Raw genomic sequence first — 12,375 nt, 5'->3', positions numbered from 1 at the left:
CGGCGGACCACCGCGCGGGAACGAATAGGTATGCCTTCACCGCTTCCTGAGGTGCGGAGTCTCGAAAGCGGAGGTGAAAGGCAGTCGCCGGCGGGAGATACCGCGCGGCCTTCCCCCCGTGACGGAGGAGGTGGCCAGCGCAGCGAGGCGTCAGGGGGCGGCTGCGCCTCAAGCGCGGGCGGCCCGGGCCGCCTGCCCCAGCGCAGCAAAGGCCGTGCGCACGATACCGGCACTGTCGAGGCCGGCGTCGGCGTACATCTTCTCCGGCTTTGCCTGATCCATGAAAATGTCGGGCATGATCATGGGACGCACCTTGAGGCCGTTCTCCAGCAACCCCGCGTGCGCTAGATGATGCAGCACATGCGCGCCGAAACCACCGCTCGAACCTTCCTCGATTGTGATAAGCACCTCGTGCCCGCGCGCCAGCCGGTCGATCAGTTCGATATCGAGCGGCTTTGCAAAACGCGCATCGGCAACGGTGGTCGAAAGGCCGGCGGCTTCCAGTTCTTCGGCGGCTTTCAGGCATTCGGAAAGCCGTCCGCCGAGGGAAAGGAGCGCCACCTTGGTGCCTTCGCGCAAAACCCGGCCTTTGCCGATTTCCAGAATCTCACCACGCTCCGGCATCTCCACGCCCACGCCGTTGCCGCGCGGATAACGGAAGGCGATGGGGCCGCTGTCATGGACGGCGGCCGTGTGCACCATGTGCTTGAGCTCCGCCTCGTCCGCCGCGGCCATCACGGTGAAATTGGGAAGGGTCGAAAGATAGGCGATATCGAAGGCGCCGCAATGCGTCGCGCCGTCGGCACCGACAAAGCCGGCGCGATCGATGGCGAAACGGACGGGCAGATTCTGGATCGCCACGTCATGGACGACCTGATCATAAGCCCGCTGGAGAAAGGTGGAATAGATCGCGGCAAAGGGGCGGTAGCCTTCGGTCGCCAGGCCGGCGCAGAAGGTCACGCCGTGCTGCTCGGCGATGCCGACATCGAAGGTGCGCTCCGGGAATTTCTTACCGAAAAGGTCGAGTCCGGTCCCGGCCGGCATGGCGGCGGTGACGGCGACGATACGCTCGTCCTCCTCCGCCTCCTGCATCAGCGACTGCGCAAAGACCTTCGTATAGCTCGGCGCGTTGGCCTGCGGTTTGCTCTGCGCGCCGGTGATGACGTCGAATTTGGCCACCCCGTGATACTTGTCCGCCGCCGCTTCAGCCGGGGGATAGCCCTTGCCCTTCTGCGTGACCACGTGAATGAGCACAGGGCCGTGGCCGTGATCACGCACATTTTTCAGCACCGGCACCAGATGCTCGAGGTTATGCCCGTCGATGGGACCGATGTGCAGGAAGCCCATCTCCTCGAACAACGTGCCACCGGTGACATAACCACGCGCATGCTCCACAGCGCGCGTGATGGCGCGGTCGACGCCGCGCCCCAGATACGAGGTGAGCTTCTTGCCGAAATCGCGAATGCCCTGATAGGCGCGGCCGGATGCCAGGCGGGCCAGATAAGCGCTCATCGCCCCGGTGGGCGGGGCAATCGACATGTCGTTGTCGTTGAGGATCACGATCATCCGGGCGTCCAGAGCGCCGGCATTGTTAAGCGCTTCATACGCCATGCCGGCGGACATCGCGCCATCCCCGATGACCGAGATCACATGGCGCCTTTTGCCGGAAAGATCGCGCGCCACGGCCATTCCCAACCCGGCGGAAATGGAGGTGGACGAATGGGCCGCGCCAAAGGGATCGTATTCACTTTCATCGCGCTTGGTGAAACCGGAAAGCCCGCCCTCCTGGCGCAAAGTGCGGATGCTGTCGCGCCGGCCGGTGAGGATCTTGTGGGGATAAGCCTGGTGGCCGACATCCCAGATCACCCGGTCATTGGGCGTATCGAAAACATAGTGCAGCGCGACCGTCAGCTCGACCACGCCGAGGCCGGCGCCGAGGTGGCCTCCCGTTTGCGAGACGGCATCAATCACCTCAGCACGCAGCTCGCCGGCGAGTTGCGGGAGTTCTTTTTCGTCGATTCGCTTCAGGTCCGCAGGGATACGGACCTGATCGAGAAGAGGTGTTTCGGGAGGTGTTTTCAAGCGCTTAACTTCCGATGGTTTGCTTCCAACGAGATAAGACTTTCAGCGCGCGAAGTAAATGACGGCGAAATCGCGCGTTTTCAAAGCACCTTACTGCTGATCCAGGGGTTCTGTTCCTGTTGGCGCGCCTTCACGCGACAGGCGGATTTTCTCCACCTTGTCCTCAGCAGCCTTCAACAGCCGGTCGCAATGGGCCTTCAGCGCCTCGCCGCGCTCATAAATACGAATAGACTGCTCAAGCGGAACGTCGCCGCGTTCTAGGTCATTGACGATGTTTTCCAGGGCCTCGAGAGCCTGCTCGAAGCTCATGGACTTCACATCGTCGTTGGCCCGGGCCGTGCTGGCGTCGTCGTTCATTCTTCACCCCTTCATCAAGCGCCCGACGTGCGCGACGACGGAAAGTGCGAGTCCTTCAAGGTCGTATCCGCCTTCCAGCAGGCTGACAAGGCGGTTCTGTGACAGGCGCGCGGCGCTCTCCATGATTTCATCCGTCGCCCAGCCGAAATCCTCTTCCGAAAAGTTGAGTTCGGCCAACGGATCGCGGTGATGAGCATCAAATCCGGCCGAAATGATGATGAGGTCCGGCTTGAAGGCCTCGATACGCGGCAGGACGACGCTTTCGACCGCTTCGCGAAACTCCTCACCGCCGGCCCCGGGCGACAGGGGCACATTGACAATATTGCCGGCTCCGGTTTCCGACTCGGCACCGCTGCCGGGATAAAGCGGCATCTGGTGTGTCGAGCAATAAAGCACCGACGGATCGTCCCAGAAGATGTCCTGCGTTCCGTTGCCGTGGTGCACATCCCAATCGAAAATGGCCACACGCTCGGCCCCGTGTGCGCGCTGCGCGCGGCGGGCTGCGATGGCGGCATGGTTGAACAGGCAAAAGCCCATAGCTCGGTCTTTTTCCGCATGGTGGCCCGGCGGGCGCACGGCGGCGAACACATTGTCGGCCTTGCCGGTGAACACGTCATCGACTGCGGCCTGTGCCGCCCCGATGGCGTGGAGCGCGGCTTCCCAGCTTTTCGGGCTGACGGATGTATCAGCATCGATGCGCGCCATCCCTTCGGCAGGAATGGCCTCCTTCACGCGGCGGGCGTAGCTCTCCGGGTGGGCAAGCAGGATGGCCGCTTCGTCGGCTTTCGGCGCTTCGACGCGATCGAGCGAGGAAAAAATGTCGTGTTCGAGAACCGTTTCAATGGCGCGCAGGCGGTCCGGACGCTCCGGATGGCCCGGCGGCGTCAGGTGCTCCAGACAGACAGGATGGCTATAGAGTCGCGTGCTCATAGCTTATCTATAGGCGTTAAAGCCATTCTTGGCCATGTGGGGGAGCCCGCAGCCTCACGCCGTCAACAGGGATTCGGCTAGTCGTCCTCCAGAATCTCGGTGGAGACGATTTCGATTCCGAAGCCCTCCAGCCCGACATAGTGCCGCTCGCGCGAAGCGATCAGCTTGATAGACGAAATACCTAGATCCTTCAGGATCTGTGCACCAAGGCCGATCTCGCGCCAATCGTTTTCGCGCTTCAAAGCCTCTTCATGATCTTCAGCGTCGCCACCCCGATAACGATGAGACTGGTGGGCCACACCAACGGATCCTTCACGAAGATAGACGAGAACGCCGCGGCCGAGTTCGCCCATGCGTCTGGTGACGTGCAGGAGACGATCCTCGACACCGAATACGTCTTTGACCACATCTTCCATGTGTAGGCGCACCGGCACGTCCTGGCCGTCCCGCACATCGCCGAAGACAATGGCCAGATGCTGCATTGCCTCCCACGGCAATGTATAGGCGTGTGCCGTCGCCGGCCCGCCCGGCGTCTCGATGGTAAAGCTGGTCACGCGCTCCACCAGGCTTTCCTGGCGCTGGCGATAAGCGATCAGGTCGGCGACGGAGACGTGTTTGAGCCCGTGTCTCTCGGCGAACTCCATCACCTGCGCCCCGCGTGTCACGGTGCCGTCGTCGTTGACCAGTTCGCAGATGACGCCGACCGGCGGCAGGTTCGAAAGCCGGCAGAGATCCACCGCGGCCTCCGTATGACCGGAGCGCATGAGCACACCGCCTTCACGTGCGACCAGCGGGAAGATATGTCCCGGCCGTACGAAATCGTCCGGTCCGACATTGCTGTTCGCCAGATTGCGGACCGTCGCCGTCCGGTCATCGGCAGAGATGCCGGTCGTCGTTCCATGTTTGAAGTCGACGCTTATGGTGAAAGCCGTCTGGTGGGGCGCGTCGTTTTCGGCCACCATAGGCGCCAGACTCAGCCGCCGGGCCACCTCGTGCGGCATCGGCGTACAGACGATCCCGGAGGTGTGGCGCACGATAAACGCCATCTTTTCCGGTGTGCAGTGGACTGCCGCGACGATGAGGTCGCCCTCGTTCTCCCGGCCGTCATCGTCGGTAACGACAACGATTTCGCCGCGCTCAAAGGCGCGCAGAGCTTCGACGACTTTCATCTGATCGTAGGGCATGTTTCCTCGCGGGAATTAGGCAACGGGACAAGGCGACAGGAATATGGTGCTTCGAACATACTGCCGTACTGCCCTAAATTCTCCCAGTTTGTCCTCGGTGGCGCAGATAATGATCGGCGATCGTGCAGGCAAGCATCGCCTCGCCGATGGGCACGGCTCGAATGCCGACACATGGGTCGTGCCGGCCCTTGGTCGCGACCTCGACCTCCTCGCCCTGCTTATCCACGGACTTGCGTGGTGTAAGGATTGAGGAGGTGGGTTTGACTGCAAAACGCGCAACGACCGGCTCGCCGGTGGAAATGCCGCCGAGAACACCGCCGGCGTTGTTGGAAAGGAATTGCGGCTTGCCGTCCGGCCCGCTGCGCATCTCGTCGGCATTTTCCTCGCCCCGGATGCGCGCGGCCTCGAAACCGTTGCCGATCTCCACTCCCTTCACGGCGTTGATGGACATGAGATTGGCACAAACGTCCTGATCAAGCTTGCCATAGATCGGCGCGCCGAGTCCGGCAGGCACGCCCTCGGCCACGACCTCGATCACCGCTCCGACAGAGGAGCCCGCCTTTCGGATTTCGTCGAGATAGTCCGCGAAAACGGAGACTGACTCGGGATCGGGTGTAAAGAATGGATTGTCCGGGTGCCCCACGAAGTTCCAGTCCCAGTTGGCGCGGTCGATCTGTTTTTCGCCCATCGCGACGAGCGCGCCGCGCACCTTCAGCCCAGGCACCACCTTGCGGGCTATGGCGCCGGCCGCGACGCGCGTCGCGGTCTCGCGCGCGGAGGAACGGCCGCCGCCGCGATAATCGCGCAGGCCGTATTTCGTCTCGTAGGCATAGTCGGCGTGGCCGGGCCGGTAACGCTGCGCGATCTCGCTGTAGTCTTTCGAGCGCTGGTCGACATTCTCGATCAGCATGGAAATGGGCGTACCGGTGGTTACGAGGGTCTCGCCATCCTCCTGCGGCAGAACACCGGAAAGGATTTTCACGCGATCCGGCTCGCGGCGTTGCGTGACGAACCGCGACTGGCCGGGGCGGCGCCGGTCGAGGTCGGCCTGAACCTCGGCTTCGGAAAGCTCGATTCCCGGCGGACAGCCGTCGATGACACAGCCAATGGCGGGGCCGTGGCTTTCGCCCCATGTGGTGACCCGAAAAAGATGGCCGAAGGTGTTATGAGACATTGCGCTGGTTCCCTTGCGCCCGCGGGCGGGCCCGACCGCTTCTATTTGGCTTTCCAGGTGGGGTCAAACGCCCGGAGGTTTCAGTTTTGACATATTTAACGTTTGTAATTCGCGCAGGCGAATCGATTTGCCCGAACACAGAGGAACCTGCCATGCGAGCAATTACCGCCGCTCTCTCCCTTGCTCTCCTTGCCGCACCCGCGCTGGCGGAAGACGCCGAAGGGCAAATTACCGCTGTCGACGAGCAGGATATGACCATCACGCTACAGGACGGCTCGACTTATAAGCTTCCGCCGGAAATGGATGTCAGCGGAATCTCCGACGGCATGCAGGTCGTGCTTGCCTACCAGATCGACGACGACGGCGAGCGGCAGATCACAGACATGTTCCTGCCGCCGGAATAGACCCTAAAGCCACTCCAAGTGCCCGTCCGCTACGCGGAGGATCCGGTCCTGCGGAATATGGGCTTCGGCTGCTTCATCAACGGGCATTTTGCCGATCAGATGAAAGATGGCGCGGATGACGCCGCCATGCGTCACGCAAATCGTGGGGCGCTGAACATCCTTGAACCATGAGGCAACGCGCTCTGTGAGGATCTCGTAGTTTTCGGCATTGTCGCCCGGCGGCAGAAAGTGCCACTTGGCCTTGGTTCGCGCGTCCGTGCAGCCCGGTTCCCGCGCTTCCAGCTCCACGTAGGTGAATCCCTGCCAATCGCCGAAATGCACCTCCTTCAGGCGCGGATCGGTCGCGTATCCCTCCGGTGGCAGACCCATCCGGCTGCGGATCCGCTGCATCGTCTCGCAGGTACGCCGGAGCGGACTGGCGATATAGGTGAACGCCTGGGGATCGTCCACGAGCCTTGCCAGACGGTCTCCATTGCGGTCAGCCTGTGCGCGGCCCACTTCGTTGATGTCCGTATCGGCCTGGCCCTGCAGCCGTTGCTCGGCGTTCCAGTCGGTCCGACCATGGCGCACAATATAAAGTGGCGGCAACAACAACAAGCGTCAGTTCATCCACAGGCGTTTGGGTTTTTAGAGCCTGACCTAGAAGTCGCTTTGACGGGCTGCAAACGGCGATTTTCACCACGTCCAACCGACTTTTGATTCAGGCTCTCAGTCGACGACGGAGATATCCGGCGCATCCACCGCTTTCATGCCGACCACATGATAGCCGGAGTCGACATGCAGCACCTCTCCGGTCACGCCGCGAGACAGGCGCGAAAGCATGTAGACGGCCGAGTCGCCGACTTCATCGGTCGTGACTGCCTTCTTCAGCGGAGAATTGTACTCGTTCCACTTCAGGATGTAACGGAAATCCCCGATGCCGGAAGCGGCGAGCGTCTTGATCGGCCCGGCGGAGATCGCGTTGATGCGGATGTTCTTGCCGCCGAGATCGACCGCGAGATAGCGCACACTCGCTTCCAGCGCCGCCTTGGCCACGCCCATAGCGTTATAATGGGGCATGACCTTCTCGGCACCGTAATAGGTCATGGTGAGGATCGAGCCCCCCTCGGTCATCAGCGGCTCTGCGCGTTTGGCCACGGCCGTCAGCGAATAGGCGGAGATGTCCATCGTGCGCAGGAAATTTTCCCGCGACGTGTCGATATAGCGGCCCGTCAGCTCGTCCTTATCGGAAAACGCGATGGCGTGGACGAGAAAGTCCAGCTTGCCCCACCGCTTCTCGACCTCGGCAAAGACGGCGTCGATCGTTTCCAGATCGGTGACGTCGCAATGGCCAAAAACCTCCGCGCCCAGCTCCGAAGCCAGCGGCTCGACCCGTTTCTTCAGCGCATCGCCCTGATAAGTCAGCCCAAGCTCGGCACCTTCCGCGGCGCATGATTTGGCGATACCCCAGGCAATCGAACGATTGTTCGCGACACCAAGAATAAGCCCCCGCTTACCGGCCAAGAGGCCGTTGCCATCTGCCATTGACGACTCTCCGATTTTTCTACGGCGAAAGCCCTATCGCACAGCGGCAACAAAGCATCAAGCGCGGAACCAGCCGCCCTGCGGCCGGATCTTACTCCAGCGCGTTAAAACCGACAAACTCACGGAACGACGCGACGGAAAAATGATGGTTGCGGCTGCCGGTTTCGGAGAATCAGGCCTCGGTCTTGCGGAAGAGTTCTTCCAGTTTCGGATCTCCCTCTTCCGGCAGCATGATCCGCACATGGGCATAAAGATCGCCTGTGCCTCCACTTTTCAGCGGCAAACCCCGCCCCTTGAGGCGGAGGGAACGGTCCGAGCTGGACCATGCAGGCACCCGGACGGCAATACGGCCCGTAGGCGTCTCCACGGCGACTTTCGCGCCAAGGACCGCATCACGCAAGCTGACGGGCAGATCAACGTGCAGGTTACGCCCCTCGACGCGATAGCGCGGATGCGGGCGCAGGCGCAGCGTGACCAGGGCATCCCCACGCTCGCCGAACGGCGTTTCCGCGCCCTGTCCCTTCAGCCGGATTGTCTGACCGTCCTCGACATAGCGCGGCAGCTTCACCGCCAAGCGACGGCCGTCGGGGAAGACAGCGGTCACCTTGCCGGCCGTTGCCACATCCTCGAGGCCGACATCGAGCGTCGCCTTCAAATCTCCCATACCGTGCGGCCTCCCGCCGCCAGCGGTGCTCCGACCGCCTCCGCCGCCACGCGAGAAAGCATGGCCGAAAAGCTCGCTGAAAATATCGGCGCCGCTCATCCCCTCGCTGTCGAAACCGGAGCGGAATTCATAGCGGTCACCGCCCGCCCCGCGTCCGGCGTTACGGAAGCCAGCAAACGGGTCGCCATGCGCACCGCCCTCGAAGCCGTGGAAGCGCGGCTTGCCCGTCGCGTCGATCTCGCCGTTATCGAAGGCGTGGCGCTTTTCCTCGTCGCCCAGAATCTCGTAGGCTTGACCGACTTCGGCAAAACGCTCCTTCGCCTGCGGGTCATCGGGCCGCTGGTCGGGATGATATTTCTTTGCCAGCCGGCGATAAGCCGACTTAATTTCTTTTTCCGAGGCGCCTTTCTTGACGCCGAGCACATCATAAGGGTTCTTCATTCGCAGCCTTGTTCGCACCGCATAAGCGGTATTCGATGTTTCGAATACGAGTTCGGAATACCGCAGAGTATATGCGTATTGGTCGCGTTTGATTCCAGTGTCGCGACCAGCTTAGCACATGTGTTGTCATTTGCGTTCAAGGCTGTACAGCACCAAAGGATGATCGAATGCTGTCCCTTGAAACGTGTTGGGGCATCATGCTGGATGGTGATGTTGGCTTTGGAGCAAACCCTGATGACGACCGACGCACATAAAGACAAAAACCAGGCAGAGCACGACGAGCCCTTCCGCCTGTTCGGGGAATGGCTGGAAGAGGCGGGGAAGTCTGAGCCCAATGATCCGAACGCCACGTCGCTCGCTACCGTCGATGGGGACGGAATGCCGAATGTGCGCATGGTGCTGCTCAAGGGCTTCGACGAACGCGGCTTCGCCTTCTACACGAATTTGGAAAGCGCGAAGGGCAGGGAAATCGTGGGCTCAATGAAGGCGGCTATGTGCTTTCACTGGAAGAGCTTGCGCCGCCAGGTGCGCGTGCGCGGCCCCGTCGAGCAGGTCAGCGACGAGGAGGCGGATTCCTATTTCGCCTCGCGCCCGCGTGGCAGTCGCATCGGCGCATGGGCTTCCAAACAGTCGCGCCCGCTTGAAAGCCGCTATGCGCTCGAAAAGGCGGTGGCGGAGTACACGGCCAAATTTGCCGTTGGTGAGATACCGCGGCCGGAATACTGGTCAGGCTTCCGGATAATGCCGGAGAGTATTGAGTTCTGGCAGGACCGGCAGTTCCGCCTTCACGACCGCATCATCTTCCAGCGGGAGAGTGGCGGGGCCTGGACAAAAACCCGCTTTTATCCCTGACGCTTGTCGGTCAGACCATCTCGCGCTTGCGTCTCATGAAAGCGGCAAAGGCCGCGCGCGCCTCGTCGGAGTGGAGCCGCGCCTCGAAATGTTCGGACTCCTTGCAGATGCGGGCAAGCAGGTCATTGCGCGGACCGCGTATCAGGTCGCGTGTGATCCGGAGCGCCTCGGGCGGCTTGGCCGCCAGCAGCTTCGCAGTGGAAAGCACGCTGTCCTCAAGCTTTGAAGACGCGACGACACTATAAACGAAACCGGCCTCCCGCGCCTCCTCCGCGCCCAGATCCTCTCCCAGCGCAAGAAGCGCGAACGCCTTCTGCGGCCCAAGGATCTGCGGTGCGAGCAGGCTTGAGCCCGCCTCCGGAACCAGTCCCAGGTCGACGAAGGGTGTGCGGAAGACGGTTCGCGGGGTCGCGAATGTCAGGTCGCAATGGAAATTCATCGTGGTTCCGATGCCGACTGCAGTGCCATCGACGCCGGAGATGATAGGTTTTTCGCAGCGCGCCAATGTCAGCAGGAAGTCCAGCGCTTCCGCGCCGGGTTCACCGCCGGTGGCCGCATCCTGAAAATCGGCGATATCCGCGCCAGCGCTGAAAGTTCCCGGCAATCCGAACAGCACATGGCAGTGTATGGCGGATCGATCATCGCCATCGGTGAGTGCTTCCGTCATGGCGCTATACATTTCGCGGCTGATGGCGTTTTTTTTCTCCGGCCGGTTCATCCGTATGATTTGTACGGCGCCAAACCGCTCCACCAGAATGTGCGCACTCATCGGCTATCCCTCCATGACGCTGGCGGCGGCGATCAGGCTCTCGGCACCATTAACGACAGTCCGCTTCAAAGCTCCTGTTTCTCCCAGGTGGCTCTCCGCCAGAAACCGGCAGAGACGTCCGTGAGGCCTGCTGTTTGCCGTTACGGCGCCGCGCGCGACCATGGCCGCCCCGGCGGTGAGCGCAAAGAGCCGCAGATACGGTGTCGCCCCACATAGGGCGGCCCCAGTCTCGCCTTCGTTCAGCAGGTAGAGCAGGTGTTCCGTAGCTTCCTCGAGATCTGCGAGGGCATCGTTAAGCCGAGCCGCTGTCTCGCCCAATTCCGGCATGTTCGAGCGCCGGACGAAATCCGCCGACTGACGCAGCTCGGCAATGAAGGAGCGGATATGCTCTCCTTCGGACTGGGGGAGTTTTCGCAGGACAAGATCAATGGCCTGAATACCGTTTGTGCCCTCATAAATCGGAGCAATCCGCGCATCCCGGAAAAGGGCAGCCGCACCCGTCTCTTCAATGTAGCCCATGCCGCCGTGAACCTGAATGCCGAGCGAGGCGACCTCGACCCCGATATCGGTGGAGAACGCCTTGACGACGGGCGTAAGCAGATTGACGCGCTCCTGCCAGAATGCGGCTTTTTCCTGCGGGCCGAAACGCACCATATCCATGGCGTGTGCGCAGGAATAAGCAAGGGCGCGGGCCGTCTTGACCATGGAGTTCATGTTCAGCAGCATGCGCTGAACATCCGGATGTTCGGCAATGGGACTCATTTCACCGGAGCGGCTGGCGCCTGGAGCACGGCCCTGCCGGCGCTCCCGCGCATAGGCCAGCGCCTTCTGATAGGCCGCTTCCGCCACCGCTACCCCCTGGATGCCGACTGCCAAACGCGCATTGTTCATCATGGTGAACATGCACGCGAGCCCCCGATTTTCCTCCCCGATCAGCCAGCCCACGGCACCCGGCGCATCGCCGAAACGGCCGTCACCATAGATCATGGTGCAGGTGGGCGCGCCGTGGATGCCGAGCTTGCGCTCGATCGATGCACAGAAGAGATCGTTGCGTGGGCCGAGTGTGCCATCCTCGTTCACCAGGAATTTCGGGACGACAAACAGCGATATGCCCTTCGTTCCGGGCGGCGCATCGGGCAGCCGCGCGAGCACCAGATGTACAATGTTCTCGGTGAAGTCGTGCTCCCCGAACGTGATGAAAATTTTCTGACCATATATACGGTAGGTGCCGTCCTCGGCTGGTTCGGCACGCGTCTTCAACGCGTTGAGATCGGAGCCGGCCTGCGGCTCCGTCAGGTTCATGGTGGCAATCCATTCACCCGAGACGAGCTTTTCAAGATAGGTTTTCTTGAGCCGGTCGCTGGCGTGCTTGTCCAGCGCCTCGATCGCCCCGATGGTCAATGTGGGGCCGATTGCGAAGCCCATCGAGGCCGAATTCCACATCTCCAGCGTGGCGAGGGAAAGCGTCATGGGCAGGGCCTGACCGCCCCACTCCTCCGGCGCGGAAATGCCGTTCCATCCTCCTTCGCACCACTCGCGATAGAGCTCCGGCCAGCCCGGCGGCGTGGTCACCTCGCCGTCGTGCCACCGCGCCCCATGCTCGTCGCCGATCCGGGCGAGCGGCGCCATTTCGTCACCGGCAAAGCGCGCTGCCTCTTCTAGGATTGCCGCTACAACGTCAGGAGAAAGCCCCTCCACTAAGCCGGCGTCCAATAGCTCTCTCAACCCGGCGATGTGATTAAGCGTATGGTCGATTTCCTCAACAGGTGCACGATACATGCAGTTCTCCCTCCACAATGACGACTGTAGTCCCGGCTGACTCGCCATGATAGCCGCGCAGATGATCGTATTACATAACGCTCTTTTACGTAAACGTCATATAGGTCCTGTGTCGTAGTGGAGCCTCAATAGGTTGTCCCCGGTTACATTACCGGTGTGAACCGAGTTTCAAGGTGGTCGGCGCCCTTTCGCGGCTCCCTTTGTGCTCCCGGGCG

12 protein-coding genes are annotated in these 12,375 nt (G+C 61.7%); 2 read left to right on the top strand and 10 right to left on the bottom strand.

Annotation, left to right across the window (positions count from 1 at the left end; genetic code table 11):
* Positions 1–168: 168 nt before the first annotated feature.
* From dxs to aroC, 5 genes are all read right to left on the bottom strand, one after another.
* Positions 169–2,082 (bottom strand): 1-deoxy-D-xylulose-5-phosphate synthase, encoded by a 1,914-nt coding sequence (gene dxs / locus LY631_RS11430; protein WP_274425480.1) that lies wholly within the window; start codon positions 2,080–2,082, stop codon positions 169–171.
* Between the two features lie 90 nt (positions 2,083–2,172).
* Entirely contained in the window at positions 2,173–2,439 is a 267-nt protein-coding gene (locus LY631_RS11425) for an exodeoxyribonuclease VII small subunit (RefSeq protein WP_274425479.1), read from the bottom strand.
* 3 nt (positions 2,440–2,442) lie between these two features.
* Positions 2,443–3,369, bottom strand: a complete 927-nt coding sequence (locus LY631_RS11420) for a histone deacetylase family protein (RefSeq protein WP_274425477.1) — start codon at positions 3,367–3,369, stop codon at positions 2,443–2,445.
* A gap of 77 nt (positions 3,370–3,446) precedes the next feature.
* Positions 3,447–4,553, bottom strand: a complete 1,107-nt coding sequence (ribB, locus tag LY631_RS11415; RefSeq protein ID WP_274425476.1) for a 3,4-dihydroxy-2-butanone-4-phosphate synthase — start codon at positions 4,551–4,553, stop codon at positions 3,447–3,449.
* 73 nt (positions 4,554–4,626) lie between these two features.
* Positions 4,627–5,727, bottom strand: coding sequence for a chorismate synthase (aroC, locus tag LY631_RS11410; RefSeq protein ID WP_274425475.1), 1,101 nt, complete (start codon positions 5,725–5,727; stop codon positions 4,627–4,629).
* A 152-nt stretch (positions 5,728–5,879) separates the two neighbouring features.
* Between aroC and LY631_RS11405 the strand changes: the two genes are divergently transcribed.
* Positions 5,880–6,131, top strand: a complete 252-nt coding sequence (locus LY631_RS11405; RefSeq protein ID WP_274425474.1) for a DUF1344 domain-containing protein — start codon at positions 5,880–5,882, stop codon at positions 6,129–6,131.
* Positions 6,132–6,134: 3 nt separating this feature from the next.
* Here LY631_RS11405 and LY631_RS11400 read toward each other — a convergent pair whose 3' ends face one another.
* The 3 genes from LY631_RS11400 to LY631_RS11390 all read right to left on the bottom strand — a co-directional run bounded on the left by LY631_RS11400 (position 6,135) and on the right by LY631_RS11390 (position 8,760).
* Positions 6,135–6,722: a histidine phosphatase family protein gene (locus LY631_RS11400; protein ID WP_274425501.1), complete on the bottom strand. Its 588-nt coding sequence runs from the start codon at positions 6,720–6,722 to the stop codon at positions 6,135–6,137.
* 117 nt (positions 6,723–6,839) lie between these two features.
* The gene (gene fabI, locus LY631_RS11395) at positions 6,840–7,655 is read right to left on the bottom strand and encodes an enoyl-ACP reductase FabI (RefSeq protein WP_274425473.1); all 816 of its coding nucleotides are present in this window, start codon (positions 7,653–7,655) and stop codon (positions 6,840–6,842) included.
* A gap of 172 nt (positions 7,656–7,827) precedes the next feature.
* On the bottom strand, positions 7,828–8,760 hold the full coding sequence (locus LY631_RS11390; RefSeq protein ID WP_274425472.1) for a DnaJ C-terminal domain-containing protein: 933 nt from the start codon (positions 8,758–8,760) through the stop codon (positions 7,828–7,830).
* 234 nt (positions 8,761–8,994) lie between these two features.
* On the opposite strand from LY631_RS11390, the gene pdxH reads away from it, so the two are divergent.
* A complete protein-coding gene (gene pdxH / locus LY631_RS11385) occupies positions 8,995–9,612 on the top strand; it encodes a pyridoxamine 5'-phosphate oxidase (RefSeq protein ID WP_274425500.1) in 618 nt (205 codons plus the stop codon).
* Positions 9,613–9,622: 10 nt separating this feature from the next.
* Here the strand turns inward: pdxH and LY631_RS11380 are convergent, their stop codons facing one another.
* Positions 9,623–10,381 (bottom strand): crotonase/enoyl-CoA hydratase family protein, encoded by a 759-nt coding sequence (locus tag LY631_RS11380; RefSeq protein WP_274425470.1) that lies wholly within the window; start codon positions 10,379–10,381, stop codon positions 9,623–9,625.
* A gap of 3 nt (positions 10,382–10,384) precedes the next feature.
* Entirely contained in the window at positions 10,385–12,160 is a 1,776-nt protein-coding gene (locus tag LY631_RS11375; protein WP_274425469.1) for an acyl-CoA dehydrogenase, read from the bottom strand.
* Positions 12,161–12,375: the final 215 nt, after the last annotated feature.

The organism is Chelativorans sp. YIM 93263, from assembly GCF_028767125.1.
Taxonomy (GTDB): domain Bacteria; phylum Pseudomonadota; class Alphaproteobacteria; order Rhizobiales; family Rhizobiaceae; genus Chelativorans.
The sequence above is the reverse complement of the archived record's forward strand: the minus strand, read 5'-3'. Positions and strand labels throughout refer to the sequence as shown.

What these genes read in the sequence shown, in the direction of transcription:
- LY631_RS11425 (WP_274425479.1), bottom strand. Translation starts at nt 2,439, where the DNA reads ATGAACGACGACGCCAGCACGGCCCGGGCCAACGACGATGTGAAGTCC.
- LY631_RS11420 (WP_274425477.1), bottom strand. Translation starts at nt 3,369, where the DNA reads ATGAGCACGCGACTCTATAGCCATCCTGTCTGTCTGGAGCACCTGACG.
- ribB (WP_274425476.1), bottom strand. Translation starts at nt 4,553, where the DNA reads ATGCCCTACGATCAGATGAAAGTCGTCGAAGCTCTGCGCGCCTTTGAG.
- aroC (WP_274425475.1), bottom strand. Translation starts at nt 5,727, where the DNA reads ATGTCTCATAACACCTTCGGCCATCTTTTTCGGGTCACCACATGGGGC.
- LY631_RS11405 (WP_274425474.1), top strand. Translation starts at nt 5,880, where the DNA reads ATGCGAGCAATTACCGCCGCTCTCTCCCTTGCTCTCCTTGCCGCACCC.
- fabI (WP_274425473.1), bottom strand. Translation starts at nt 7,655, where the DNA reads ATGGCAGATGGCAACGGCCTCTTGGCCGGTAAGCGGGGGCTTATTCTT.
- LY631_RS11390 (WP_274425472.1), bottom strand. Translation starts at nt 8,760, where the DNA reads ATGAAGAACCCTTATGATGTGCTCGGCGTCAAGAAAGGCGCCTCGGAA.
- pdxH (WP_274425500.1), top strand. Translation starts at nt 8,995, where the DNA reads ATGACGACCGACGCACATAAAGACAAAAACCAGGCAGAGCACGACGAG.
- LY631_RS11380 (WP_274425470.1), bottom strand. Translation starts at nt 10,381, where the DNA reads ATGAGTGCGCACATTCTGGTGGAGCGGTTTGGCGCCGTACAAATCATA.
- LY631_RS11375 (WP_274425469.1), bottom strand. Translation starts at nt 12,160, where the DNA reads ATGTATCGTGCACCTGTTGAGGAAATCGACCATACGCTTAATCACATC.